The 26,810-nt window shown below is 46.6% G+C and carries 26 protein-coding genes; 12 read left to right on the top strand and 14 right to left on the bottom strand.

Annotated features, from left to right (window positions below):
• Window positions 1–105 precede the first annotated feature (105 nt).
• Window positions 106–1,308 carry a hypothetical protein gene (locus tag QUA44_RS13845; protein WP_333251824.1) on the bottom strand — a complete coding sequence of 401 codons (1,203 nt, stop codon included), beginning with the start codon at window positions 1,306–1,308 and terminating at the stop codon, window positions 106–108.
• Window positions 1,309–2,156: 848 nt separating this feature from the next.
• Here QUA44_RS13845 and apcA point away from each other — a divergent pair.
• The 3 genes from apcA to QUA44_RS13830 all read left to right on the top strand — a co-directional run bounded on the left by apcA (window position 2,157) and on the right by QUA44_RS13830 (window position 3,848).
• The gene (apcA, locus tag QUA44_RS13840; RefSeq protein ID WP_333036136.1) at window positions 2,157–2,642 is read left to right on the top strand and encodes an allophycocyanin subunit alpha; all 486 of its coding nucleotides are present in this window, start codon (window positions 2,157–2,159) and stop codon (window positions 2,640–2,642) included.
• Window positions 2,643–2,818: 176 nt separating this feature from the next.
• Window positions 2,819–3,304: an allophycocyanin subunit beta gene (gene apcB / locus QUA44_RS13835; RefSeq protein WP_006634930.1), complete on the top strand. Its 486-nt coding sequence runs from the start codon at window positions 2,819–2,821 to the stop codon at window positions 3,302–3,304.
• 340 nt (window positions 3,305–3,644) lie between these two features.
• Entirely contained in the window at window positions 3,645–3,848 is a 204-nt protein-coding gene (locus QUA44_RS13830; protein WP_006634929.1) for a phycobilisome linker polypeptide, read from the top strand.
• 118 nt (window positions 3,849–3,966) lie between these two features.
• Here the strand turns inward: QUA44_RS13830 and QUA44_RS13825 are convergent, their stop codons facing one another.
• Window positions 3,967–4,389, bottom strand: coding sequence for an EamA family transporter (locus QUA44_RS13825; protein ID WP_333251823.1), 423 nt, complete (start codon window positions 4,387–4,389; stop codon window positions 3,967–3,969).
• Window positions 4,390–4,425: 36 nt separating this feature from the next.
• Between QUA44_RS13825 and QUA44_RS13820 the strand changes: the two genes are divergently transcribed.
• Window positions 4,426–5,646, top strand: coding sequence for an FtsW/RodA/SpoVE family cell cycle protein (locus tag QUA44_RS13820; protein WP_333251822.1), 1,221 nt, complete (start codon window positions 4,426–4,428; stop codon window positions 5,644–5,646).
• Window positions 5,647–6,075: 429 nt separating this feature from the next.
• On the opposite strand, the gene QUA44_RS30695 is transcribed toward QUA44_RS13820, so the two are convergent.
• Window positions 6,076–6,315 (bottom strand): hypothetical protein, encoded by a 240-nt coding sequence (locus tag QUA44_RS30695; protein ID WP_445243666.1) that lies wholly within the window; start codon window positions 6,313–6,315, stop codon window positions 6,076–6,078.
• 27 nt (window positions 6,316–6,342) lie between these two features.
• On the opposite strand from QUA44_RS30695, the gene QUA44_RS13810 reads away from it, so the two are divergent.
• Entirely contained in the window at window positions 6,343–9,342 is a 3,000-nt protein-coding gene (locus QUA44_RS13810) for a CHAT domain-containing tetratricopeptide repeat protein (RefSeq protein ID WP_333251821.1), read from the top strand.
• Window positions 9,343–9,360: 18 nt separating this feature from the next.
• On the opposite strand, the gene QUA44_RS13805 is transcribed toward QUA44_RS13810, so the two are convergent.
• Window positions 9,361–10,014: a Crp/Fnr family transcriptional regulator gene (locus QUA44_RS13805; RefSeq protein WP_333215617.1), complete on the bottom strand. Its 654-nt coding sequence runs from the start codon at window positions 10,012–10,014 to the stop codon at window positions 9,361–9,363.
• A gap of 397 nt (window positions 10,015–10,411) precedes the next feature.
• Here QUA44_RS13805 and hslO point away from each other — a divergent pair, with 397 nt between their 5' ends.
• The 3 genes from hslO to QUA44_RS13790 all read left to right on the top strand — a co-directional run bounded on the left by hslO (window position 10,412) and on the right by QUA44_RS13790 (window position 14,475).
• On the top strand, window positions 10,412–11,311 hold the full coding sequence (gene hslO / locus QUA44_RS13800; protein WP_333251820.1) for an Hsp33 family molecular chaperone HslO: 900 nt from the start codon (window positions 10,412–10,414) through the stop codon (window positions 11,309–11,311).
• Window positions 11,312–11,941: 630 nt separating this feature from the next.
• Window positions 11,942–14,005, top strand: coding sequence for a hypothetical protein (locus QUA44_RS13795; protein ID WP_333251819.1), 2,064 nt, complete (start codon window positions 11,942–11,944; stop codon window positions 14,003–14,005).
• Between the two features lie 59 nt (window positions 14,006–14,064).
• Complete coding sequence (locus QUA44_RS13790) at window positions 14,065–14,475, top strand: ester cyclase (protein WP_333251818.1); 411 nt, start codon at window positions 14,065–14,067, stop codon at window positions 14,473–14,475.
• Between the two features lie 137 nt (window positions 14,476–14,612).
• Here QUA44_RS13790 and QUA44_RS13785 read toward each other — a convergent pair whose 3' ends face one another.
• Together QUA44_RS13785 and QUA44_RS13780 are read right to left on the bottom strand one after the other, a co-directional pair.
• Window positions 14,613–15,086 carry a TspO/MBR family protein gene (locus QUA44_RS13785; RefSeq protein WP_333251817.1) on the bottom strand — a complete coding sequence of 158 codons (474 nt, stop codon included), beginning with the start codon at window positions 15,084–15,086 and terminating at the stop codon, window positions 14,613–14,615.
• A 301-nt stretch (window positions 15,087–15,387) separates the two neighbouring features.
• Window positions 15,388–15,969 (bottom strand): hypothetical protein, encoded by a 582-nt coding sequence (locus tag QUA44_RS13780; protein WP_333251816.1) that lies wholly within the window; start codon window positions 15,967–15,969, stop codon window positions 15,388–15,390.
• A 357-nt stretch (window positions 15,970–16,326) separates the two neighbouring features.
• On the opposite strand from QUA44_RS13780, the gene QUA44_RS13775 reads away from it, so the two are divergent.
• Window positions 16,327–16,641 carry a zinc ribbon domain-containing protein gene (locus QUA44_RS13775; protein WP_333251815.1) on the top strand — a complete coding sequence of 105 codons (315 nt, stop codon included), beginning with the start codon at window positions 16,327–16,329 and terminating at the stop codon, window positions 16,639–16,641.
• Between the two features lie 269 nt (window positions 16,642–16,910).
• On the top strand, window positions 16,911–17,735 hold the full coding sequence (locus QUA44_RS13770; protein ID WP_333251814.1) for an NAD-dependent epimerase/dehydratase family protein: 825 nt from the start codon (window positions 16,911–16,913) through the stop codon (window positions 17,733–17,735).
• A 129-nt stretch (window positions 17,736–17,864) separates the two neighbouring features.
• Here the strand turns inward: QUA44_RS13770 and QUA44_RS13765 are convergent, their stop codons facing one another.
• The 8 genes from QUA44_RS13765 to sufB all read right to left on the bottom strand — a co-directional run bounded on the left by QUA44_RS13765 (window position 17,865) and on the right by sufB (window position 25,478).
• A complete protein-coding gene (locus tag QUA44_RS13765; protein ID WP_333251813.1) occupies window positions 17,865–18,287 on the bottom strand; it encodes a hypothetical protein in 423 nt (140 codons plus the stop codon).
• A gap of 160 nt (window positions 18,288–18,447) precedes the next feature.
• A complete protein-coding gene (locus tag QUA44_RS13760; protein WP_333251812.1) occupies window positions 18,448–19,089 on the bottom strand; it encodes a Uma2 family endonuclease in 642 nt (213 codons plus the stop codon).
• A gap of 139 nt (window positions 19,090–19,228) precedes the next feature.
• A complete protein-coding gene (locus QUA44_RS13755; protein WP_333251811.1) occupies window positions 19,229–19,657 on the bottom strand; it encodes an Imm1 family immunity protein in 429 nt (142 codons plus the stop codon).
• Window positions 19,658–19,821: 164 nt separating this feature from the next.
• Complete coding sequence (locus QUA44_RS13750; RefSeq protein ID WP_333251810.1) at window positions 19,822–20,052, bottom strand: deaminase; 231 nt, start codon at window positions 20,050–20,052, stop codon at window positions 19,822–19,824.
• Window positions 20,053–20,232: 180 nt separating this feature from the next.
• Window positions 20,233–21,483 (bottom strand): SufS family cysteine desulfurase, encoded by a 1,251-nt coding sequence (locus tag QUA44_RS13745; RefSeq protein ID WP_333251808.1) that lies wholly within the window; start codon window positions 21,481–21,483, stop codon window positions 20,233–20,235.
• A 161-nt stretch (window positions 21,484–21,644) separates the two neighbouring features.
• Window positions 21,645–22,967 (bottom strand): Fe-S cluster assembly protein SufD, encoded by a 1,323-nt coding sequence (gene sufD, locus QUA44_RS13740; RefSeq protein WP_333251807.1) that lies wholly within the window; start codon window positions 22,965–22,967, stop codon window positions 21,645–21,647.
• Window positions 22,964–23,755 (bottom strand): Fe-S cluster assembly ATPase SufC, encoded by a 792-nt coding sequence (sufC, locus tag QUA44_RS13735; RefSeq protein WP_333251806.1) that lies wholly within the window; start codon window positions 23,753–23,755, stop codon window positions 22,964–22,966. The genes sufD and sufC overlap by 4 nt, the downstream gene beginning before the upstream one ends.
• 283 nt (window positions 23,756–24,038) lie before the next feature.
• Window positions 24,039–25,478 carry a Fe-S cluster assembly protein SufB gene (sufB, locus tag QUA44_RS13730; protein ID WP_333115878.1) on the bottom strand — a complete coding sequence of 480 codons (1,440 nt, stop codon included), beginning with the start codon at window positions 25,476–25,478 and terminating at the stop codon, window positions 24,039–24,041.
• A gap of 187 nt (window positions 25,479–25,665) precedes the next feature.
• Between sufB and sufR the strand changes: the two genes are divergently transcribed.
• A complete protein-coding gene (sufR, locus tag QUA44_RS13725; protein ID WP_333251805.1) occupies window positions 25,666–26,358 on the top strand; it encodes an iron-sulfur cluster biosynthesis transcriptional regulator SufR in 693 nt (230 codons plus the stop codon).
• Between the two features lie 69 nt (window positions 26,359–26,427).
• Window positions 26,428–26,810 (top strand): hypothetical protein (locus tag QUA44_RS13720; RefSeq protein ID WP_333251804.1); only part of this gene is annotated, 383 nt, incomplete at its 3' end.

Raw genomic sequence — 26,810 nt, 5'->3', positions numbered from 1 at the left:
GATGCCCGTTCCACAAAGAGGAAATTTTCTTGTGGGGTGGGCATCCTGCCCGCCCATGAAAGACTTATTGACAATGGTGCAATATCTCAGTTTGTACTCGCTTACTTACACAATCTCACCGTCAATTTCACCGAATTCGATTTTAGTTCCCAAGGCCAAAGTCAGGGTAGTTTCAGGTTCTACCATTTTTATATCTCCTTGAATGTCTGTAGCCCACCAAGCGCGATCGCACAAATTGGTCAATCCTAACGAAAGCTCGTTTCTCGATCGAGAAGTGACTATAGCTACAAGACCGTTAGATGCTGCGGCTGTTAAACTCGGTATGTCAGAGGTGAATAGTTGAGTTCCCGCACTCAGAGGAATAACTCGACTGCCTAATTTCAGAGAAAATTGGCTGCTGGTAAAAGAATTTACTGCGGGCTGATCTGATATAAAGGTAGGTGGAATATTTGCCGGTGTTGGGGCTGGCAAGTCAGAGTTTCCTACTGTAATTGTACAGTTGCCGATTTTCTTTTGGTCGCCCGATCGCAAATAACTCACCGCCCCGCTATCAACATTCTCGCAAACAATTTGACCTGCTTCTAATTGAAACCGCATCGCTAAGGGCGAAACATTAGGAATGCAGATAATAGACAAATTTTCATCACTGCCAAAAGTCACCGGTTCCGAGCCCAGAGTGAGAGTGCGATTTGCTCCGGTATCGTAACTAATTACTAGCCAAGCTTTGTTGAACAAAGTTTCAGCTACAACCAACATGATGCCAATCCAAAAACCGATCGCAGCACAGCCAGCTAAACGGCCCGCAGTACCGGATAAATTGTAAGCAAACATAATAAACAAACAGCCGCCCAACACACCCCCAACACCGCCGCCTCCCGTGCCGCGAAGCGCTCCTAAGTTGGGAATCCGCTGTGCAAGTCCCAGTCCTAACAAACTGCCAGCTATTCCCCAGCAAATTACTCGCAATAATTCGTTTTCTCCGTCGCCAATCCCGCTATAAATACCTTCGGCGATCGCCCCAGAAATGGCCCCCGCAATTAAACCAAACAATCCGCCATTTTTTAAAGCCTGTTTAATTTGAGGCTTGCCTTTGATATAGTAATAATAGCCGAACATGATAGCAGTAGCAATGCCACCGCCTACTAACCCAAACCATCGAGCTGTGGAGAATACACTGTCAGAAAAAGATGCCGAACCAGTGAGTCGCTGCATGAAAGGTTCGGTGATTAGATTGCCGACGAAACCGCCGACAGCACCGCTAATCCCAAACTGCAAAGCTTTTTTAAGGGCTGATAGATTTCTTTTCACGGCGCACCAGATTAAAAGTGAGAGTCAAATCTAGCTACAAGCTCGAAAGTTACGATTTCCGATGATTCTGATATCTTGCACCATGATCGATAACAGGCTTTCTGACCTGTTGCACAAACACAAAGAGTGAGTGTTCTTGTGGGTAGTAGGGGTTGGCCAGGAGATCCCGCCAGTCCCAGACTTATTCAGAATGGTGCAAGATGTGAGACGATCGCACCTCTCCCCACCTCTCTCCCGCCTGTCTCCCCCATCTCCCGCTTGTCTCCCTCTCAGGGAAAAGTCTTTGATCCTCGCTCCGTCGCCCGCCCCAAATGCCTCGCGCAGAATAGATAGCCTGTAACCCTTGCTACAAAATAATTTTAGCAATTTTTTAACTGTGAAATTTTAACGCAGAACACCCTAGCGAGGGCCCAAATATGAAAAGGAATGTTACAAACTATTACAGTAACACTCAGAATGTGAACATAATGCCTCAAAATACTTGCGAGAGGTAGTTGTGTCAGAGGAGCAATATCCTTACTAACTGCCCGATAGTCACTCGATCGCCACTAAGTGGCCTGCTGCAATCTCGATCGTAGATTAAAGATCGCATCAGTCATTTGTGGTATTGTAAGCGACAGGCTTAGTGCGGGCACTCACAAGCGCACCGGCGTGAAGAACCAGCGCCGTCAAACACCGAAGGCAGACGCCCGCCAACAACTTCAACAGTTGCTGGCAAAAAAGGCAAGTCCGGTCTTCCCCGTCAAAGCTCCTCCTTGAGCATGAAAGGTACGGGATGAAAGCGCCCGCCGTCGCTAGCTCAGCGCGGAGCAGTTCGTATAGCAAAATATCCAGCGGGTACACACAAGATGAGTATCGTCACCAAATCAATCGTCAACGCAGACGCCGAAGCTCGCTACTTGAGCCCAGGTGAATTAGATCGGATCAAGAGCTTCGTCACCTCTGGTGAACGCCGCGTCCGCATCGCCCAAATTTTGAGCGAATCCCGCGAACGTATCGTCAAGCAAGCCGGCGACCAACTTTTCCAAAAGCGCCCTGATATTGTTTCTCCCGGCGGCAACGCTTACGGCGAAGAAATGACCGCAACTTGCTTGCGCGACATGGACTACTACCTGCGTTTGATTACCTACGGAATCGTAGCTGGCGACATTACTCCGATCGAAGAAATCGGTATTGTCGGCGTCCGCGAAATGTACAAATCTCTCGGCACCCCGATTGAAGCCGTCGCCGAAGGCGTTCGCGCTATGAAAAATGCAGCAAGTTCGCTGCTGTCTGGAGAAGACGCTTCCGAAGCTTCCTCTTACTTCGACTACGTTATCGGTGCGATGCAGTAAGGAATTTCGATTTTAGGTTTTCGATTTTAGATTGAAAAATTGGGGGTTGCCGGCAACAAGTTAAAAGCTTTTGCAAATAACCAGCCACTTAAAAATCTTAAATCCCCAATCCCAAATCTCAAATTCTCGCTCCAAAATTGGACTGACTCAGCCACTTTCAAGGAAACAAGACAACCATGCAAGACGCAATTACCGCCGTTATCAATTCCTCTGACGTTCAAGGTAAGTACCTCGACATCAGCGCTCTAGACAAGCTCAAGAACTACTTTGCTTCTGGCGAACTGCGCGTCCGCGCCGCTACCGCCATCAGCGCTAATGCAGCCACAATCGTCAAAGAAGCAGTTGCTAAGTCTCTGTTGTACTCTGACGTAACTCGTCCCGGCGGCAATATGTACACCACTCGTCGTTATGCAGCTTGCATCCGCGACTTGGACTACTACCTGCGCTATGCCACCTACGCTATGCTAGCTGGCGACCCTTCCATCCTCGATGAGCGCGTGCTCAACGGTTTGAAAGAAACCTACAACTCCTTGGGCGTGCCCATCGGTTCTACCGTACAAGCAATCCAAGCAATGAAAGAAGTCACCGCCGGTTTGGTCGGTTCTGACGCTGGTAAAGAAATGGGCGTCTATTTCGACTACATCTGCTCTGGCTTGAGCTAACACTCAGGAAGAAGAAAGAAGGAAGAAGGAAGTTCGGCAACGGATTCTGTAACGGATGTAACGAATGTAACGGATGTAACAGATTTCAGTCCGATGGAAGTCGGAAGAAGGAAGAAGATTTATTTCTTGCCTCTTTTAACTTTTTACTTTTTACTTTGGACTTGTTACCTTTGACTTTGAAAAGAGGTCAGGGAAGTTGAGAGTGATTGCTAGACCGTCAAAGGCTTGCCGAGAAAGCCCGACGAGTTTTAACGAGCTAGTTTTGACTCCTAACTCCCTGCCTTCAATCTTTAAAAAATCCATCTAATAATCTGTAAACCTACTCAGGAGTTAGTTTCCCATGAGAATGTTTAAGGTGACTGCTTGCGTCCCAAGTCAAACTCGCATCCGCACTCAGCGCGAATTGCAAAATACCTATTTTACTAAGCTCGTTCCTTACGACAACTGGTTCCGGGAACAGCAAAGAATTATGAAAATGGGCGGCAGAATTATTAAAGTGCAACTGGCTACCGGTAAGCCCGGTGCTAATACAGGTTTACTTTAAGAGCCGAAGCTGGATTAGTAGAGGGGTAAGAGGTCGCGATCGACCTCTTTTTTGTTTGTTATAGTTATAGCATAAGGAATAATGTCCAGCGTTTTTAATCTCATCATTGACAAATATTTCAATAAGCAGAAAGTATAACTGCGATTATCGCTAACAAAACAGCAAGCATTTGTGGTAATGTAATAGCCTCTTTCAAGAATAAAGACGATAATAATATAGTAATCAGCGGGTAGATAGACGTAACACTCACTACATTGGCAACTTCACCTTTGCCAAGGGCTATAAAAAATACTAATGATGCCACCGTGCCACAAACGCCAACTAACATGGCAAACAAAATTCCCCTAATATCTCCCTCAAAACTAAAATTATTAGTGTGGAAAACAATAAATAAAGTCGTTAAAATAGCGCCAACTGCTTCATAAACAAAAGCAGTTTTGTAGTCAATATATTTAGTCGCTAAATTGCCAAAAAATCCCCACAAACCATATAACAGCGAGCAGATTAATGCGTAAATTAACCAATCTGGTACTTTAGCCATCTTTGTTAGAGTTTATTGAGATCATTCTAAAATCATATGGCTAATGACATTCGACGCTTGATTCCCTTTTTTGACCCCAGCGCCTCTCAATGGGCCGCTGAGGCCCGGTGGCTGAGGTGGCTGACTTTTCTGTGGCTGTTTGTCGGGCTGACAGCATTGTTTTCGGCTTCCTATCCCATTGCAAATTATGAATTTGGAGACGGCCTTTATTATTTTAAACGACAGCTAATCGCAGTGGCGATCGGGCTGGCAGGTTTTAACTTGATGGTGTACTCCCCCCTGCGGTATCTGCTTAAAACAGCTCAGTTAGGCGTTTTATTGCTGCTGGGATTGCTGTGGTTGACCTTAATTCCGGGAGTGGGAACCACCGTCAACGGGGCGACTCGCTGGATATCTCTTGGCCCGGTGCCGATTATTCAACCTTCTGAGTTGATTAAGCCGTTTTTTGTTCTCCAAAGCGCCCGCATTTTCGGCAACTGGTCCCGGTTGACGAATAAAGTTCGCTTAACTTGGCTGTTAATTTTCGGTGCAATGCTGTTGGGAATTTTGTTGCAACCGAACTTAAGTACCACGGCTTTGTGCGGGATGACTTTGTGGTTGGTGGCTTTGGCGGCGGGATTGCCTTACTTGCAGTTGGGCGCAACGGCTATGGGGGGAATGCTTTTAGCCGTTTTAAGTATTAGTTTGAGGGAATATCAGCGCCGCCGGATTATGTCTTTCCTCAATCCTTGGGCTGATCCGATGCAAGACGGCTATCAGTTGATTCAAAGTCTCCTGGCTGTCGGTTCAGGGGGCATTTGGGGTGTGGGTTTGGGGATGTCGCAGCAAAAGTTATTTTATTTGCCGATTCAGTACAGCGATTTTATTTTTGCTGTGTTTGCTGAGGAGTTTGGTTTGGTGGGAGGTTTCTCGCTGTTGCTGATGTTGGCGGCTTACTCTACTGTGGCTTTGAGGGTAGCGATGAAGGCTCGAAATATTGAGAGTCAGTTGGTGGCGATTGGGGTGATGGTGGTGATGGTGGGACAGTCGCTGCTGAATATTGGGGTGGCGACGGGGGTTTTGCCGACTACGGGTTTGCCCCTGCCGTTTTTTAGTTACGGGGGTTCTTCGATGTTGGCAAGTTTGTTGTTGTCGGGGTTGCTGATTCGGGTGGCGAGGGAGAGTTCTGAGGCTGATGTGGTTTCTTTAAACGGCCTCCGTGGAAAGCCGGGAAAGCCGAACTTGCGATCGAACAACGGCAATACACAAACCGAATAATTTGTCAATAGCAAACAAACCCGGTTTTTGGAAAAAATCGGGTTTGTTTATTACTTAAAAACTACTGGCAGAATACCAATTTATAGGAACCGGTATTGTAGGGAAGAACACTGATTTTGAGAAAAAAAGAAGTCGGCGATCTTAAGGCAATTCGAGATTTATATCGTCAGAGATGAAAGTCGATCGACTATTTCCGCCCGTCACCCTTATTTGGCGGTTCTTCTTGTTGTTCTTGAGGTTTAGCTGTGATGTTAGCTAATTCTTTTTTGTCGGGTTGCGGTGTTTCTGGAGTTGAGTTAGCCATTGAGTTTTTTCCTAAATAGATGCACCGCTTCATGATATCTTTTCCGGCTACAAATGTGTTGCTGTAGATAGGGGGAGGAAAATCAAGACAGACAATTCTGATGCTATTCGATTTGGGCTTTAATATTAGACAGCATTATGTAGATGCAAATGGCTGTCGCTTGGTATACTGCTGGAGGGTTGCAGCCAAACAAATCCGAGGCGGACGCAAAAAACACCTTTGTTAAGAATTAAATGCCGAGATGGTGATCTCGAACGATTAACCCTTGCTGCTGCAATTTTCCCAGCATTCGCGTTACTGTTACCAGAAAGAATTGGTTTAAAGCCGGAACCGCGATCGGAAGAAATTAAAAGAAGACTATTCATTACTCCAATCCTCTTCCTTCCAGGTAGATGTCGCTATCTTGCGGTCAACAGTCAACAGTCAACAGCCAACAGCCAACAGCCAACAGTCAACAGTCAACAGAACCGCGTCGTGCAAATCGCATGAGCAATATCTTGATGTGTCAAGCGGATATTCAAACCAGAGGCCTGTCAAAAGTTATGAAACTGCAAAAAATTGGATTGTCGGGACTCATCTCAATCTTAGCTGCGCTGACTACAGGTGAGTTTCGGTTTATCGGTAATTCTCAATTTAAAATCATCAATTCTCAGGCCTTGGCTCAAACTCAAGCTCAGCGGAAAGCTGAAGCAGAGCGACTGTTCTATCAAGGGGTTCAGCAGTATAAGATTAGTCAATTTCAAGCTGCATTGCAGTCTTGGCAACAGGCACTAATAATTTATAGAGAAATAAAAGACCGCCAAAGCGAGGGGGCGGCTCTGGGAAGTTTGGGACTTGCTTACTTTTCCCTCGGCGACTACGCCAAAGCGATCGAGTACGCTCAGCAGTTGTTAGCGATCGCGCGAGAAATTAAAAACCGCCAAAGCGAGGCGGCGGCTCTGGGAAATCTGGGAATTGCTTACCGTAACCTCGGCGACTACGCCAAAGCGATCGACTACGCTCAGCAGTTGTTGGCGATCGCGCGAGAAATTAAAGATCGCCAAGGTGAAGGGGTGGCTCTGGGAAATCTGGGAATTGCTTACACTAACCTCGGCGACTACGCCAAAGCGATCGAGTACCACCAGCAGTTGTTGGCGATCGCGCGAGAAATTAAAAACCGCCAAGGTGAAGGGGCGGCTCTGGGAAATCTGGGAATTGCTTACAGTAACCTCGGCGACTACGCCAAAGCCATCGAGTACACTCAGCAGTTGTTAGCGATCGCGCGAGAAATTAAAGACCGCCAAAGCGAGGGGAAAGCTCTAGGAACTCTGGGAAATGCTTACAGTAACCTCGGCGACTACGCCAAAGCCATCGAGTACACTCAGCAGGTGTTGGCAATCGCCCGAGAAATTAAAGACCGCCGAAGCGAGGGGGGGGCTCTGGGAAGTTTGGGAATTGCTTACCTTTACCTCGGCGACTACGCCAAAGCCATCGAGTACGCTCAGCAGCAATTGGCGATCGCCCGAGAAATTAAAAACCGCCAAAACGAGGGGGCGGCTCTGGGAAGTCTGGGAACTGCTTACAGTAACCTCGGCGACTACGCCAAAGCCATCGAGTACGCTCAGCAGCAGTTGGCGATAACGCGAGAAATTAAAAACCGCCAAGGTGAAGGGGTGGCTCTGGGAAATCTGGGAATTGCTTACACTAACCTCGGCGACTACGCCAAAGCGATCGAGTACGCTCAGCAGCAGTTGGCGATCGCGCGAGAAATAAAAGACCGCCGAAGCGAGGGGGCGGCGCTGGGAAATCTGGGAAATGCTTACGATTCCCTCGGCGACTACGCCAAAGCCATCGAGTACCAACAGCAGCAGTTGGCGATCGCCCGAGAAATTAAAGACCGCGAAAGCGAGGGGACAGCTCTGGGAAATCTGGGACTTACTCTCTCCAAATCTGGCAATCTCCCAGCAGCAGAGAAAACCCTACTTGATAGTATTAAAGTTTCGGAATCTCTCCGTGCTGGATTAGACGATGCCAATAAAGTGTCAATATTTGAAACCCAAACTAACCCCTACGTCACTTTACAACAAGTCTTCATTGCTCAGAAAAAAACTAATGACGCTTTAGAAATTGCCGAGCGGGGTAGAGCCAGAGCTTTTGTGGAGTTATTGGCATCTCGCCTTGCCGCATCTGCATCTGTCCCAACTACTATCAACCCCCCCAATATTCAGCAAATTCAACAAATCGCTAAAGAGCAAAACGCTACCCTCGTCGAGTATTCAACTATTGGGAATCAAGCCCTTTATATTTGGGTCATCAAGCCGACTGGTGAAATTACCTTTCGCTCAGTTGACCTCAAATCTCTTAACATCAATCTACCCGAAGCCACCGAACAGACAAGAGTATCTGCTGCTCTGGGGACGAGAGGATTAAACGAGCAAGATACAGCCTTAGCTGAGATGATTCGCGGCACTCGCGAGGCTCTGGGTGTATCGGCGGGGGACACTACCAATAAACAAGCGGCTAATCCCCCTGCTTCTACCCCTGCTAATTCTCGGATAATCTACCCCAAATTACAGCAAAGTTATCAACTACTGATTCAACCCATTGCCGATCTTTTACCTACTGACCCGAATGCTCCTGTCATCTTCATTCCCCATAAATCCCTGTTTTTAGTTCCCTTTGTCGCCTTACAAGATCCGACAGGTCAATATCTGATTGAAAAACATACCATCCTCACCGCTCCCGCCATTCAAATTTTACAGTTCACCCACCAATCACGACAAAAAGTCCGACAACTTTCTCTACAGAATAACTTAGTTGTAGGCAATCCAATTATGCCCAAAATTGGCACCCCGCCGCGCCAATTAGCTCCTTTACCTGGCAGCGAACGGGAAGCAATTACAATTGCCCAACTTCTGAATACTAAACCGATTACAGGCTCTCAAGCCACTAAAGCATCGATTGTTCAACAGATGCTAAAAGCCCGAATTATTCATCTGGCAACTCACGGATTACTCAATGAAGTGAAGAGGCGAGATTTACCGGGAGCGATCGCCCTTGCTCCATCCGGAAATGATGACGGATTGCTGACTTCGAGCGAAATCTTGGATTTAAAATTAAATGCTGAATTAGTCGTTTTAAGTGCTTGCAATACTGGCAGAGGAAAACTCACAGGTGATGGTGTGCTTGGGTTATCTCGTGCTTTAATTAGTGCTGGAGTTTCTAGTATTATCGTTTCTCTGTGGTTAGTGCCCGATGCTGCGACAGCGGAATTAATGGCAGAATTCTATCGCCAATTACAGAAAAACCCAAATAAAGCTCAAGCTTTGCGGCAAGCGATGCTGATGACAATGAAGATGCACCCAACTCCGCAAGATTGGGCGGCGTTTACGCTGATTGGCGAAGCAGAATAAGATTTTTTTCGGCGCTTGCTACACTGCTTGAGGGTTGCAGCCAAACAAATCAGACGTGGACGCAAAAACATCTTTGTTAAGAATTAAATGCCGATCGCCATCTCGACTGATTAACCCTTGCTGCTGCAATTTTCCCAGCATTCGAGTTACTGTTACCCGCGTTGTGCAAATCGCATTAGCAATATCTTGATGTGTCAAGCGGATATTCAAACGAGTTCCCTCAACCACAGGCTGACCGAATTCCTGTTGCAATAATAGCAGTAGCTGATACAAACGGTCATCTACTCGTCGCTGTCCGGCGATCGCTAAAATTGCTTCCATTTGCCGCAGCCGCCGTACCATTTGAGGCAGCAACTCGTGAGCCAATTGAGGAGAAGCTTCGATTTCCACCATAGAATACCACATCAAATAAATATCTGATGTCGCCGTAGCTCGGTAAGTCTGCAAGTTTGTCAACCACAAACCGAAGCACATCGAAGGCCCAACCCAGCCCAAAAGTCCTTCTTCCCCGTTTGGATAAAGCGTACTCAGTTGTGCTAAACCTTGACAGACTCGCCAAAGGCCATGCGACATCATAGGAATGGTTTCGCCCTTGGCATAAAAATGCAAGTTTCGGCTCGCTCCTGTGTTATGCTGGATTTCCGCTAAAAGTGCTTTGGATGTTGGTGGCATATCGCTTATTTCCAGCTAAAAAACATTTGTCTGAGACCTACGCCTCTGACTCTAACCGGCAAAGGTAAAGGTTTGGTAATCGTCTGGTTAGCGGCAAGATAAGCTTTAGTCATTAGTTGTTATTTGTTATAAAATAACTAAGTAAAAGCTGGCTTTTGTCAAACAATTGCGCTCGTTACTTTGGGCGGATTCAATAAATATTTGACTTAAAAAAAACCGCAGAGTATTTGTTAATAAATAGTCAGTTCATCAAGATTAAATAGAAAAAAAAGGCGAGTTCGGAAGTTCGATCGCACTCCCAGGCCCGCCGAGTCAACTGCTGCTACCTGCTGCGGCAACCTTCAAGAACTTCTAAAATAGTTTAAAGAAGTATCAAAAGAGAAAAGTAAGGTTTTTCATGGCCGATCAATTAATTCACGCTACAGCCGCAGATGGCGGAATTCGCGCCGTAGCGGTTATTTCCACCCGCCTCACCGAAGAAGCAAGACAGCGACACAAGCTCTCCTACGTCGCTACAGCAGCCCTCGGACGCACGATGTCGGCGGGGCTGTTACTCGCCTCCAGCATGAAGCGGCCCCAATCAAGAGTCAACATTCGCATCAAAGGAGATGGGCCCCTGGGCGGGCTTCTGATTGATGCGGGACTCGATGGAACAGTTCGAGGTTATGTGGACAATCCCGAAGTGGAATTGCCGCCCAATGCTAAAGGCAAACTCGATGTTGGCGGGGCAATAGGTGATGGTTATTTGTACGTGGTGCGGGACGTTGGATATGGCTTCCCTTATTCAAGTACGGTAGAATTGGTTTCCGGCGAAATTGGTGACGATCTGACTCATTATTTGGCAACCTCGGAGCAAACGCCTTCGGCTCTGGTTTTGGGGGTGTTTGTGGGGGCGGGCGGGGTACAAGCGTCTGGGGGTGTGCTGTTGCAGGTTCTGCCGAAGGCGGCAACGGACGAAAAATTGGTGCAAACTTTAGAATCTAGAGTTGCTGCACTGTCGGGCTTTACGCCACTGCTGCGATCGGGTAAAACGCTGCACCAGATTCTCGAAGAGTTACTGGGAGATATGGGCCTGGAAATTTTCCCGGAAACTCAGATGGTGCGCTTTCACTGTGGCTGTTCGTTTGATCGAGTTTTGGGAGCTCTGAAAATGTTTGGCGAAGCTGAACTCCAAGACATGATTGAAAAAGATGGGGGGGCTGAGGCTACGTGCCATTTCTGCAACGAGGTTTACAAAGCTAATAGCGACCAACTTGCGGAACTGATCGGCGATTTGCGATCAAACTCCGGTTCTTGAGACGATAATGTGTAATTGGCTCTATTGAATGCGAGTTAGGGATGACGGCCTTGACCAATTGCCAATTACGCATTATCAATTACCTAATCACAAAATTTTGATTTTGGCGGTTTGGCGATCGGCTCTTGCAGTCTAGGGCCGACGGGAGTATGTAAAAGTAAGGAACCCCACGCTTAAAAGCGGGGGCTTTCAAGACAGTTCGGCTCTGTGAGCGGGATTGAACCGAAAGCCCAAACCTTACCAGGGACAGGATCAGACCTACGTTTTTTGAGTCACGATACCGGAAAATGCGACGCTAGTTTTCCGCTCTATCGCTGAGAGTTAAACAGGCCCGGGTGGGGTCAAACCAGTGCTTTCAGCCTAACAAGCTCACTAAACATTCAAGGGAGCGAACCTTACCCCGAAAGGGAGATTGAGGCAACCATACCTCACCGGAGAGGCAAACCGACCTCTCCAACCCCGAAAGGGGATTCAAGGCGACGGTCGTCGCAGCCGCCTTCCTCCCCATGCCTAAAGTCAAGGGCTTCCCGCTCGTTTTTTGGTGATGAATACATTTTATAGAGCAGTTGATAGCAGCGCTCGCAGTTTTTAAATAACTAACGCTGGCTGGTTGCTGTTTGTGGTGAGGATATGAGTCAAGATCGCAAAATACCAGGCCGTTGGTCTGCATCAGAATCCTTGGAGTCAACAAAGGATACTTCGTCGCTGGTGCGCTTACCAGCAAGGAAAAACCGGGCTGAACGACTTAAAGAGCTCCGAGAGTTGGTTACTTCGGGAAAACTGCCGGGAGGGCATCTGGAACTACCGCCGAATTTGTCTGGGGAAAACTCGCAGCCGCCGGGGGAACACAATCCGTTCTGGCGGAACTGGTCGAATAAGTGGCAGTTTTGGCTGGCGGTGAGTTTGATCCTGTCGGTGGGTATGGGGTTTGTGGCACTTGCATCTTTGCTCAACCTGACCTCGCAGTCGAATTGCTCAAAGATTTTTTGGCCGACGGCTTCTGCTAACGATCGCTTTTTTTGTGCTCAAGAAGCAGCAAGCAAGCGGACGGCGGATGATTTACTCAGGGCGATCGAATTAGTTAATGCTTTGCCAAAAGACCATCCGTTGCGGCCGAGAATTAACACTCAAATAGATCGGTGGTCGGAGGATATTCTCAGGCTGGGAAATGCTACTTTCCAAGAAGGAAAGCTGGAGGAGGCGATTGCGATAGCGAACAAGGTTCCTAAAGACGTTCCTGCTTACCCGACGGTGGAAAAGCAGATTGAAAAGTGGCAGTCGATATGGAGCGATGCAGAGAAAATTTACCGCACTGCTGAAGACCACTTGCGTCAGGAAGAGTGGGCGCAGGCTTTCCGCCAAGCTACTCTGCTTTTGGATTTGGGAAATACTTTCTGGGAATCGGCTAAGTACGAGGAATTGACTAAGCTAATTCAGACGACTCGGGCTGAGGGCAATAAGTTACTAAAAGCCCGCAATACAGCCTCCGAGGGAGGTCTCGAAAATCTGGTGACGGGGATTAAGCTGGCTCAGGGAATTGGTCAAAACAGTTATTTGTATCAAGCTGCCAATAAGGCGATCGCGGGATTTAGCAAGAAAATTTTGGAGATCGCGCAAAAACGATTGCAGGCTGGCGATTGGCAGGAGGCGCTCACGATCGCTAACAAGATTCCAGAGTCGGCAAATTTAAGGGAACAAGTACAAGATTTTAATGAGTTGGCGAATGCTACTTCTCAGGCTTTGACTGGCTCTGTTGAGGGTTTCTCCAAGGCGATCGAGATTGCTCAAAAGTTGAAGTCCGGCCGCCCTTTGTACAAACAAGCTCAAGATTTAGTCGGCCGCTGGCAGCAAGAAATGGCTGATGTCAAAGTTTTAGATATGGCAAGCAGGCTGGCGGCGCCCGGTGGGGTCAATGATTTGAGGGCTGCGATCGCGCAATTGCAAACAGTCCCCCAATCAAATCCCCGCGCTTCGGAAGCTCGCAGTCAAATTAGCAGCTTGAGCCGTAAAATCGAGCTGCTGGAAGACAGTCCGTATTTGCAAAGAGCGAACGATTTGGCAAGTACGGGCGATCCGAATGCTCTGGAAGCGGCCGTTGCTCAAGCTTCTCGGATCACTAGAGGTAGGGCGCTTTACGTGGAAGCTCAAACCAAAATTCAAGCTTGGATCGAGAGGAGACAGCGGCTTGTTGACCAGCCGTTTTTGGATAGAGCTCAGCAGCTAGCGGCGGGCGGCAATTTGGCGGGGGCAATTGAGATGGCCCGCCGGATTCGATCGGGACGGGTGCTTTATGAGGAAGCTCGATCGAACATTCGGACTTGGGAGGCTCAATTTCAGGGCGAGCAAGGTTTGCAAAACGCCCGTCAGGCCGCCCGATCGGGGACTGCGGAGGCTCTGCAAACGGCTATTGGGCTGGCAAGTCAGGTGCCCGAGTCGAGTTCGCTCCGGTGGCAGGCGAGTGAGGCGATTGATGAGTGGAGCCAGCGGATTTTGGCGCTTGGTGTGGAACAGTCGTCGTCGGATCTGGCTGGGGCGATCGCGACTTTGAAGAAAATTCCCTCGGGCACTCGGGCTTTTGAGCAAGCTCGATCGCAAATCAAAGTTTGGGAGGAGTCGCTGAATTCTTCGGATGCTGAATCTCCCCCTCCCGATCCCCCGGAAACTGAGCCTCCGAGCAGCCCTCCGAGTGGGTAAATGTGAGGGTGAGAAGCGTCTAACTAATATCTTTAGTTATCTGTATTAGGGAACCAAAAATGAAAACGCCCAAGCAAGTTCTCCAAGACTGGGTTGCTGCTTATAACGCTCGTGACCCTCACGCCCTGATCGAGCTTTATCACGACGATGCAGAGAACCATCAAGTTGCCTTTGGCGATCCTATAAACGGGCGCGAGGCATTGCTTGAGAGTTTTGTTAGCTTCTTCCAAGCGTTTCCAGACAATTACACGCACGCTGAGAATCTGTTTGAGGATGGCGAGTGGGCGATCGTCGAGTGGACTGGTGGCGGCACCTTTCTAGGTAAGTTTGGTGGCAACCTACCAACTGGCAAAAGTTTTACCCTGCAAGGCTGTGGCTTCTTTCATGTTGTTGATGGCAAAATCCATTTTCAACGCGGTTACATAGACAAGCACACTTGGTTCATGCAGCTTGGGCTACCGATATCATAAGCTTCCAGTTGTGCAACTGTACAATTATTTCGCATCAAGTCTTTGCTCACTAAAACCTGCGTTGCAGGTAGATACTACCGAAAAAAGGTGCTTTTTCCCGATGCTTGCCATCCCATTAAAAAGACTAATTCCAGAGCCTAAACATCCGCCGGATTGAGGTGCATCATCGCCCAAGTGGTGTAAGTGCCGATCGGACTCCAAAGTATGTAAGGCAGCAATAACAGGGCGGCAGGCTCGGAAACTTGCAACACACTTAAAGCTAGTATTACGCTTAAAATAGCACCCGTTCCGCCGATTATTGTGCCGACTTTTAGGCTCTTAAGTTTGCACATAACTGAGGTGTAAGAGATGGTTACTATTTCTAAAAGCAGGTAAAAGCCCATTCTGAGCCAAGTTTCCTGAGTTGCCGGTTCTTTTTCCCAAACAATCACTGCTGACCAAGCTGCACAAATAAAAATTACTGTCCAAATTATGGGAATTGCTTTTTCAAATACTAGCCATCTCGGACGCTGCAAGCGGTTGAACCATTGGATGTCGCTGGGCGCGATTATGTTAGCTGCTAAAGCTACTACAAAAGCGACGCCTCCAATTACCATCCAGGATTTAATCATTTTTTTACCTTGGGCGAGGTTGACAGGTTCGATTAAGCAGATATTATCTTTAAGTTTGGCGATCGCGCAATCTGTCCCTAGTTATATTAGGTTTGGTTCCGTCGCGAAACCCAACATCAGTTGAAAAGTAATTTAGACTTCTGGGAACTCTCAATTTATTTTCTTCTATTCCGTTTCATAATATAAAAAATGCGACTCTTGATCCCTCCCCTTGAAAAGGGGAAGGTTCGGGTCGGATTTTTAGTAAAATTGACCAGTAAATTGAACAAAAAGTCTATTAGTCTTTCAAAAACATCGGCGACTAGCCGAGCCGATGATGCTGTTCTAATTCTAAACTAGAGTCATTCTCTTTTTTGGGAACCAGAAGCGTATTTTCGCTGCTCGGTTGCAACACAGCTTTAATCACTTGGAGAAAACGGTTAGGCTTTTTAGTTTGACCGTTGAGAGTTCGGCGGTCTTGCACTTTTTTAGAAAGGTGCCTCATCACAGATAAATCGAGTTCATCGATGAAATGGTCTGCTATACGTTCTCCCATTAAATCAATAGCTTCAGCATACTGATCTGTTAGCGTTTGTATGGCATCATAAGCTTCGTCAGCAACTTGACTTGCTACTGTTTTATTTTGGTCGCCCGGTGTCGGGGAATGGCTGCGGCGTCTGTCTAAAAGACTTTGGTAGTCAGCAATACTCATTCCTAAATTGTAGAGATGGTGGTGAGCGTGATCCATCAAATCCACTTCACCGGGATAGAAGAAACCGCGAGTGCTGTTGATACCGTGCAGTTTTGCCCAACGCCACAGAATTGTCTCGTCTTGCAGTTGGTATCGCTCCAACATTTGAGCTGTGTTCAGCTCTACTTCTGGCGTAACTTTGAAATCGCTCATCGGTAAATCCTCGCTGGTGAGTAGATGAATAAACTTGAAACCTAGAATTTGTGATTAGGGTGCAGTCTGAAATTGACGATCGATCTTTTGACGGTATTTAGGGAAGTCTTGCGGGCTGATGCTAGCCGCCGAGCGATCGCGCGAGACGATTTCAGGGTAGGGTAATTTTGGGTTCGGTCTCGATCGCATCCAGGAGCAACTGCACAGGCTTAATAATATAGCTGATTTCCTGTTTTAACAACCGTTAAAAATAGTAAATTTTAATTTTTTGGTTTGAATTGTTAGTAATTTTGAGCTACAATAGCACTAACAAGTCTGTAATCAGTAATTTTAGTAGTTGCGATCGAGATTATTAGTATGCCTCTATACGATTATTTATGTCCCCAAAATAACCAGCAGCTAGAAGTTTCCCACAGCATGAACCTTGAAGTTTCGACTTGGGGTCAATTGTGCGATGTAGCTAAATGCGAACCTGGGGACACTCCCGCAGATGCTCCGGTACACCGTTTGCTGAGCGCTCCGAGGTTACTGAAGCCAACATCCGACACCGATTACAAAAATTCTGGTTTCACCAAGTACGTGAAGCGGGATGAAGGAGTTTATGAAAATGTCACGGCGAAAGATGGTGAAAGCCGTGTTGTCAATCGAGATGGCAAGCCAATTAAAGAGTGAAAATTTACCAAAAAATTGGGTTGTCAGCTAGGGAAACGGCACTGCCGTCTCCTCTATTTCTTGGGTAAAGTAACGGCACTGCCGTGTCCTCTATTTCTTGCGTAGGGAAACAGCACTGCCGTGTCCTGTATTTCAGAGAATTGAAAACAGCAATACTATGCCGATGCCAATCGATCGCGATGCTCTCGATTATACCACAAAACTCACCTCGAATCGATCGCCAAAATCGGTAATAATTTGAGATGGGATGATACAAGGGAGAATTTTTTATGAAAGTGGCGATCGTCGGCTGCGGTTATGTGGGTACTGCGACAGCCAAACATTTACGCGCTAAACCCGATTGTACCGTGACGGCGACAACTACGACGGCGAGCCGAGTCAGTGAATTGGAGGCTGTCGCCCAGCGGGTAGCTGTAGTTAAGGGAAATGATGCAAGTGCGATCGCCAGTTTACTGCAAGACCAAGATGCTGTTATGCTGTGCGTCGGCGCTCCAAATTCTAGTGCTTATCGAGAAAGTTACTTAGAGACGGCGACAACTTTGGTATCAGTTTTGCAGCAGATACCGACGGTCAAACAGGTGATTTATACAGGTACTTATTCTGTGTATGGCGATCGACAAGGTAAACTGGTAAACGAAGAATCGCCCGTGGAGCCAGCCAATCCCAACGGTGAAATTCTCGCCGAAACAGAACGAATTTTATTAGCAGCATCGAGTCCAAATCTTCACGTCTGCATTCTCCGTTTGGGTGGCATTTACGGGCCTGGTCGAGAATTAGTTAAAATCTTTGGAGGCTGGGCTGGAACCACTCGTCCGGGTAGGGGGGAAGATGCTACAAATTGGGTGCATCGGGATGATATTGTTGGGGGATTAACCTTTGCTTTGGACAATCGATTGCAGGGAATTTACAATTTAGTTGGAGATGTGTCGCTGTCGAGTCGCGAATTAGTCGATCGCATTTTTGAAACTCACAATTTGCCGAAAGCTACTTGGGATGGAAGTCCTAGCGTGCGGCCTTATAATGCAAAAGTGTCGAATCAAAAGATTAAGGCGGCTGGTTATCAATTTATCCATCCTGAAATTAGGGAGTATTAAATGCAATCATTAAACACGCATTAAACACAATTGCATTCAGGCGCTCTTTTTTCAACTATCTGCGTCCATCAGCATTTGTCCGCTGGAAATCTGCGGTCAACAGATCGAATATTTGTGCAAAAAGCTAGCTTATTGCGTATGTTTGGCGAGCGCTTTTGCTACAGATATAAGCTGATCCTGAGTTAAATCATCCCCAGGATTTGCCGCGGGCCCCCAGTTTGTATAACGAGTCGATCGACCTGCACCTACTTCCGCAAAGACTCGAATAGATTCTAAGTTGCCGCGAGTCATTTCAAAATAAGTATAGGTAGCTCCCCAACACAGATATTTGTTAGTAATTCCTCCGACTCTTCCACTACCTAAATCCAGAGTTTTTACCAGCGGCACAGAAACAGTAGTTTGACAACTTTTGTCATAATAAGAATAAGCTACCGGAGCATTTTCATTGTATTTATAGTTAGTTGCAAATGTTGCTAATTCTGAGGGAGTCATCGCTAAGCAAGGAATTGCTGTAGATAGAAAAATAATTGTGGTAGTTAGTAGTTTTTTCACGATTTGAGACTCGAATAAAATTTTATATTTGGGTAAATAGACACCATATAATCGATCGAGACTTACGCACAAGTAGCCAGAAACCGGGGTTTTTACAACAATATTTTGGTGTTACCAGCAGATTCGGTAAAAAACCCGGTTTTTTTGGTTGTAATGCTTTTCATAACTGCTGTATTTTTCCCTTAACCCAAGTTCTAAAGGATTTGAGCAAAGCAATTTCTCCGGTTGTGCGAGTTCTATCGAAAAATCCAACCATTTCCGCTACCGATAAAAAAAGAAAAGCAATGCTAAAGTCGATCTCGATATATTCACTCTCTACCAACTGATAAAAATTCAAAAATCGCCCGTTATATCGCCAAAGTTCCGGGACGCGAAGTGCTGAGTAAATTGCCAACTTATTCAGCGAACTGCTGGTAATATCTATTTCAATTGCTAAGTCAGGCGGTGGGGCTGTTTCTAAATCCAATTCTTGCCGGCCTCTGAGGGCTGGTTCGTTTTGAATATAATAGCAATTGTCAGGTTCTATGCCTTTTTTTACATTTTTGAGCTTGAGAGTAGTTGAGCCTGCACTTTTAATTTCAATGCCGAGTTCTTCTGCTAAAGCTACAATGAAATTACCAAAATTACTCTTGTAGTTCTCATGTTCAAATAGTGGAGCCATAATTTCCAACATTCCCTCATCGTAAGCTAGGCGATAACCTCGGTTATTTCCTATTTCTTTGAGCAGGGTTTCAAAAGTTGACCAGCTAATGTTTTCTAGCAGGGTTCTCTGTTCGGCTAAAGTTGAAGTAGCAACAATCATCTCAAAATCTCCTCGATCTGAGAAAACTCTACTTTTATTTTACCAGGCGATCGAGCTTTTGCAACCGCCGATTGAGGCGGATTAACGTTGGATGAACGCGGATAGTCAGAAAGGGCGATCGCACTTTACTTAGGTTGTGTTAAATCTTATTTGATGACACCGCTAATTCTTTCTCTTCTTCCCAAGACAGCGATGTTTGAAGTTGTCCTGATACAGTAAATGTTTGAGCTGCCAACAGTGCCGTCTCTAAATTTACACACATTTTGGCGGAATAATTACCTTCTTGTCCGCCGACAACTAGCTTTTCTATTGCATCGGGTTTTGATAGAACTACTAAATTATGGAAGCTAACATTGTCAAAAGTTACGTTAACAATATATTTGCCTAATTCGCCGCCGCCAATGCTCATATAACACTCGTCATCTGCACCAAAGGTAACTAAAGTTTTACTTTTTCCGTCTAACTCGCGGATGGCTTGCTCTATTTGACTCCAAGTGGGATTTTCTATTAGATCGCCTTCATCTTGGTTGCCAACCCAATTTTCTGCTGATAGGTTTGATACAAACATTATTGTCTCCTTCTATTTGGCGGTTGAACTGTTATTGTCTTACTTCCACTGGGAGTAATAATTTCTAATTCTGCTATATTTAACTGCCAAGCCATAGAGTTTACTCCACCTCTTAAGCCGCAAGCCGCACAAAGTTCGCGATCGCAAATCAAACGTGCTTTACCTCATCTAATTCCCGCATCGGCTGCTTGTTGAAAAGCATCGGCTTCAGCGTGAGTTTTGGTAATAGGATTGACATTAAAGGTTATTTGCCGACGATTGGGGTTGCTGCCAGAGTTGATGCCAAAAAAACTTTGACCCGCTATTTCTAGTTTCGCTATAGTTGATTTATCGGTTTCGCTGCCAGCCAGTGATAAACCGAGGCTTTGTCTGTATGCAGCTAGTTCATCAAACACACTTTATATTTTTGACTTTCATGTGGGTTGACAGCCCCTATTTTACCAGATTGCGTTCGGGTTTTGGGATTTGGGGGCGCGATCGCTCTCTTATTCATCCGCCTGCATCTGCGGTAAAAAAAGAGCGATCGCTTCTAAATTTCTACCCGCGAACCATCACCAACCAACTTACCCCATCATCTAACTGAAAAAGTCGATCGTCTCTTTCAACGCTTTCACAAACACATCAATCTCCTCGCGAGTATTGTAAAAATACAAACTCGCCCGCGCCGTAGATGAGATATCAAGATAGCGGTGCAAAGCTTGCGTGCAGTGATGCCCCGAACGAATCGCGACCCCCTCCTGGTCTAACATGGTAGACAAGTCTTGAGGGTGAATTTCTCCGCTGCTAAATGATGCTAGCGCGGCCCTACCTTCGCCGTTGCTGTCCGGTTGCGGCCCGTAAATTTTGATTGTTGGAATTTGCCGCAATTGTTGGAACAGATAAGCCGTCAATTCGGCTTCGCAAGCGTGAATCTGATCCATGCCAATATTACTAAGATAGTCGATTGCGGCACCGAGGGCGATCGCCTCTCCGATTGCCGGAGTCCCCGCCTCAAACTTGTGCGGCAAATCTGCATAGGTAGAATATTCGAGAAACACCTCAGCAATCATCTCACCACCGCCAAAAAACGGAGGCATTTCTCTCAATAAATCCAGTTTCCCGTACAAAAAACCGATACCAGTCGGAGCGCACATTTTGTGGCCAGAAGCAACCAGCCAATCGCAATCCATTGCTTGCACATCTACTACCATGTGCGGCACACTTTGGCAAGCATCTATTAAAACTTTTGCGCCGAAACTGTGGGCAATTTCGCAGATTTCTTTAACCGGATTGATACAGCCCAAAGTATTGGAAACGTGAACTACAGACACCAACTTAGTTTTATTGGAAATCAGCGTTTTGAACTGTGCTAAATCAAACTCCTGAGTCTCCGTCAACTCAACAAACTTGAGTACCGCACCAGTTTTTTGAGCAATCATTTGCCAGGGAACCAGATTGCTGTGGTGTTCCATCACCGACAGAATAATTTCATCTCCCGCTTGCAGATTGCTCAAACCCCAAGAATAAGCAACCAAATTAATCGCTTCGGTGGCGTTGCGAGTGTAAACAATTTCTTGTCGCGAAGCCGCATTGATAAACGCTGCAACTTTATCTCTCGCACCTTCGTAAGCATCAGTCGCTTTAGCACTGAGAGAGTGAGCACCACGGTGCACGTTAGCATTGTATTGTTCGTAGTAATCGCGCCAAGCATTGAGTACAGCCAGAGGTTTTTGGGAAGTAGCTGCATTGTCTAAATAAACTAGCGGTTTCCCGTGGACTTTTTCATTCAAAATTGGGAAGTCTGCGCGAACTTTTGAGGCTAAGGTTTTTTCTTGAATAAGTGTCATATTTTTTGAAGTTAGTGATTTGTCGTTGCGTGGGGGCGGGTTTACAAGATTGTTGGTTTTAGGCAATTATTATTCGTGAAACCCGCCCCTACAGGCTGTTAAAAATGGTGCAATATGTGGTAGGGACACAGCAGTGCTGTGTCCTAATCTGTCTCTATCAGTTATTCTTGCACAGCCACACAAGTAGAAAGCATTTTCGCCACCCCAATAATCGGCAACATATTGAGAATTTCCGCCGCAAAAGCATCAATCAACAAATAGCGACTTCTTTCCAAATCCAAACCGCGACTTTGCAAGTAGAAAAGCTCATCATCTTCTAATTGGCTGACAGTTGCACCGTGGGAACATTTAACGTTATCCGCCACAATTTCTAACTGCGGTTTAGTATCAATGCGCGCCCTCGGCGAAAGCAGCAAATTCCGGCTCAACTGTCCGGCATCTGTCAATTGTGCGGCTTTGCGAACAAAAACTTTGCCGTTAAATACTGCGCGAGCTTTGTTACCAACAATGCACTTGTGCAATTGCTTACTTGTGCCGTGGGGGTGATTGAAATCAATTAGACTGTGAGTGTCTGCTAACTGTTCGCCAAAGGCTACGGTTAAACCGTTTAAATTTGTTTCGGTGCCTTCGCCGCGCTGAAATACTTCTAAATTGTGGCGCGATATTTTGCCGCCCAAGCTGATAGCATGACAAGTATAGCTGCTGTTGCGCGATTGCTCGATCGCACTTTTGCCAATATGAACCACATTCAAAGTTTCCCGCTGCAGCCTAACGTGGTTCACCGTGGCGTTTTCGCCGACAAAAACATCCGTCACAGCATTCGTAAAAGCGGGTAAATTACCGATTGTAGTGTAATCCTCAATCAGTGTAACTTTGCTGCCAGCCTCAGCTATGATTGAGCAGTGCGGCTGACACATCGTCGCAGATGCACCGGGTGCGGTGAGGAACAGCAAGTGAATCGGCATTTCGACGGACACATTGGCCGGCACGAACACCACCGCAGAATCTGCCAAACCCGCAGTATTCAGCGCTGTAAACACTTCCGTTGGCTGGCTGTGCTTGCTCAAAACATCGGTAATGCGCGATCGATATTTTTCGGGTACATTAGATAGATTACCTGCATAAAAGTCCGGCAAATTCACCGTTGACAAATCCGGCGCATAAAAACCGTTAACAAATACCAATCTTAACGGTAAATCATCCCGATTCTTCACAGGCATAACAATATCAGCCAGCTTAACCGTTGACTGATAGCTTTGCGGTACATGAAAAGGAACTTGCAACATCGACGACAAATCAGTAAAGCGCCACTCCTCATCCCTCACCGTCGGAAAACTTGCAGCAAGCACGTATTCAGTCGCCGCATCCCGCAAATCCTGCAACCCGTAAGCCGAATCTTTGCTATTAGCAACCTCCAACTTGCTGCACTGATTAACTAAATCAGCCAAAAACATTTCCCTAGTAGCAACTTGCGTATTTATCATCGCGCCCCAACTCCTGCTGCTTCCTCTTCCACAACCCAATCATAACCGCGCTCTTCCAATTCCAGCGCCAACTCTTTCGGGCCAGTCAAGATAATTCGGCCCGCTTCCATGACATGAATAAAATCAGGAATAATGTAATTGAGCAACCGCTGATAGTGAGTAATCACCAACATCGAATTTTCAGCAGTTGACAACTGATTCACACCGCCGGCGACTATCTTGAGAGCATCGATATCCAAACCAGAATCAGTCTCATCCAAAATAGCTAACTTCGGTTCCAACAGCGCCATTTGCAAAATCTCGTTGCGCTTTTTTTCGCCCCCAGAAAAACCCTCATTGACGCTGCGGCTCAAAAAAGCCGGATTCATCTTCACAACATCCAGCTTATCCTCGATTAAATCTTGGAAATCAAAAGCATCCAACTCTTCCAATCCCCGATGTTTGCGGTGAGAATTGTAAGCCACGCGCAAGAAATCCACATTACTAACGCCGGGAATTTCCAAAGGATATTGGAAAGCCAAAAATATGCCAGCCAAAGAACGTTCTTCCGGCGGTAATTCCAGCAAATTTTGTCCCAAAAATGTAACTTCTCCACCTGTCACTGTATAAGCAGGATGGCCAGCTAATATTTTGGACAAAGTGCTTTTACCTGAACCGTTGGGGCCCATAATCGCGTGAATTTCACCCGATTTAATTTCCAGATTCAAACCCTTAAGGATTTGTGTATCTTCCACATTCGCCGTTAAATCGCGGACGGATAACACCACTTGACTATTTTCAACAATCATCTCTTTTTTTCCTAACTCCTTTGATTTTTTTGTCTGGTTTTTCTAGTTTTCTCGTTAGTTTTCTCGTTCCTCGGCTCTGCCTAGGAATGCGTATCACGAGACTCTGCCTCGCCGTTTGTGCGAGAGAGAAACGCGAGAAAGAAACACGAGGCAGAGCCTCTAGATATGCGTTACCAGGCTGTGCCTGGTAACGAGAGTTTTCTTCTGGTTTTCTTGTTCCTCGGCTCTGCGTGGCAAGAATAAGACATCCGTTACATCCGCTACAAAATCCGTTGCCGAACTTCTATCCCACACTTCCTTCCAGCTTCAGACTCAACAACTTATCAGCTTCCGCCGCAAATTCCATCGGTAACTGATTGAAAACATCTTTACAGAAACCGCTAATCATCATCGAAATAGCATTTTCTGCGGAAATTCCCCGCTGTGCGAAGAAGAACAATTGCTCTTCCCCAATCTTGGAAGTCGAAGCTTCGTGTTCCACTTTAGCAGTGTGATTCTGCACTTGAATGTAGGGGAAAGTATTCGCTTGAGCGTTGTCGCCAATCAGCATTGAATCGCACTGAGAATAATTGCGAGCGCCCTTAGCGTTGGGGCCCATTTTTACCAATCCGCGATAGCTGTTGGCAGAATTTCCCGCCGAAATTCCCTTAGAAATAATCGTGCTGCGAGTGTTTTTGCCGACGTGGATCATTTTGGTGCCGGTGTCAGCTTGCTGCTTGTTATTTGTCAGTGCTACTGAGTAGAATTCGCCTACGGAGTTGTCGCCGACTAATACGCAACTGGGATATTTCCAAGTAATCGCCGAACCGGTTTCTACTTGCGTCCAAGAAATCTTGGAATTGACTCCTTGACACAAACCGCGCTTTGTCACAAAGTTGTAAATTCCGCCTTTACCGTTGGCGTCGCCGGCGTACCAGTTTTGGACTGTTGAGTATTTGATGTCGGCATTGTCCATTGTTACCAATTCCACGACGGCGGCGTGCAGTTGGTTGGTGTCAAACATCGGGGCGGTGCAGCCTTCGAGGTAAGACACAGAGCTATTTTCTTCTGCAATAATTAGGGTGCGCTCGAACTGGCCGGAATCTTCGTTGTTGATGCGGAAATAGGTTGACAATTCCATCGGGCATTTTACGCCTTTGGGAATGTAAACGAAGGAACCGTCGGTGAATACGGCGGAGTTGAGGGCTGCGAAAAAGTTGTCGCCGACTGGTACGACTGTGCCAAGATATTTTTCGATTAGTTCGGGATAATCTTTGATGGCTTCTGTGATGGAACAGAAGATAACGCCGTCTTTGGCTAGTTTTTCTCTAAAGGTTGTGGCAATTGAAACGCTGTCGAAAACAACATCGACGGCGACATTTCCCAGTCGTCTTTGTTCGGATAGGGGAATTCCTAATTTCTCGAAGGTTTCTAATAGTGTCGGATCAACTTCGTCCAAACTGTTGAGCTTTTTGGGCTTTTGTTTTGGCGCGGAGTAGTAGATAATATTTTGGTAGTCGATCGCGGGATAGTTGACATGAGGCCAGGTAGGCTCGGTCATTGTCAGCCACTTCCGGTATGCTTTGAGGCGGAATTGCAGCATGAATTCCGGTTCGTTTTTCTTCGAGGAAATCAGGCGGACTACATCTTCGCTCAAGCCGCGGGCGATGGTGTCCGACTCGATGTCGGTAACGAAACCGTATTTATAGGGCTGGTTGACTAGGGTTGTGACTGTAGAGCTCATGAATTTTGCGCTTTCGAGTGTTCTGGATAAGTCTCTCAAAGATGGCAGACGCTTGAACTGTCCGGGGCCCGGCGAGTTCTGGGGGCTGCTTGGGGAAGTTAAACAACAATTTTGTTGCTTTACTATATTTTAAGCTACATTAACAATAGTGATATTGTCAAAGTCAAATTAATAATTTTTTGTGAAGATGATGGAGACTACTCAGCAGACTTCCACGAAACAAGACATCCTGGAATATTTGCTCAAGGGGGATAAAGGGACGGCTCTTGAGTTGGCGGAGTCTTTGGATATCAGCCCGCAGGCGATTCGCCGTCACTTGAAGGATTTGGAAGCGGAGGGGCTCATTCAGTATCAGTCGGTTCAGGCTGGTATGGGGCGACCGCAGCATATTTATGAGCTTACCAGTCTGGGGCGCGATCGATTCCCGAATCGTTACGGCGATTTTGCTGTGTCTTTTTTGGATACTTTGGCGGAAACTGTCGGCCGCGAGCAAGTGATTAGTATCCTGCGAAAACAGTGGCAGCGCAAGGCTACGGACTACCGGCGGCTGGTGGGTGCGGGTTCGCTGCAAGAGCGGGTGACTAAGTTGGTGGAACTCCGCAGGGCTGAAGGTTATATGGCTGAGTGTTATCCTGTAGAATCTGTAGAGGTTGGAATGTGCGATCGCGATGTTAAGGGCGATCGATTTGTGTTGATGGAACACAACTGTGCTATTTCTAATGTGGCGGAAACTTTTCCGAGTGTTTGCGGCAATGAGTTGGAAATGTTTGCGGGGGTTTTGCCGGATTGTATTGTGGAGCGGACTCACTGGATTATTGATGGGGAACACCGCTGCGGTTATTTGATTGCTAGAAAGAAGGAAGTAGTCAGTAGTCAGTAGTCAGTAGTCAGTAGTTGTTATTAGTTATTAGTTATTCAACAGTCAACAGTCAACAGTCAACAAATAACTATGGAACCATTAGCAGATTTTTTAAAGCCGGAAGAGTGCGCCGAAGTTGATATGGCGCTGCTGTCGTCGAAGGAAAAGTTTTCGACTCGATTGGCAATTTATGGTTTGAGGGTGCTCAAGCAAATTGCTGGGGAGACTGGTTTGCCGATAACTGATGTGTCTAACCAGCAGGTGATGGATTGGATTAAGAATGATGAGAGCATTCAACGGTCGATTCAAGTTGATGCTAGTTTTGAGAACTTTTTTACGAATTTGGTGGTGGCGTCTTTGCGACCGTTGAAGCAAATTGCGGCAGAATCTGAAAGCGCGATCGAGCAATTAACAGTTAAGCAGGTCGTCGCGTGGTTTGTAAAGGACGGGAAAATTCGCCGAGAGCAGGGTGT

Origin of the sequence: Microcoleus sp. N9_A2 (assembly GCF_036701775.1) — a bacterium.
Lineage (GTDB): Bacteria > Cyanobacteriota > Cyanobacteriia > Cyanobacteriales > Microcoleaceae > Microcoleus.
This window is presented reverse-complemented; position numbering and strand designations above follow the sequence as displayed.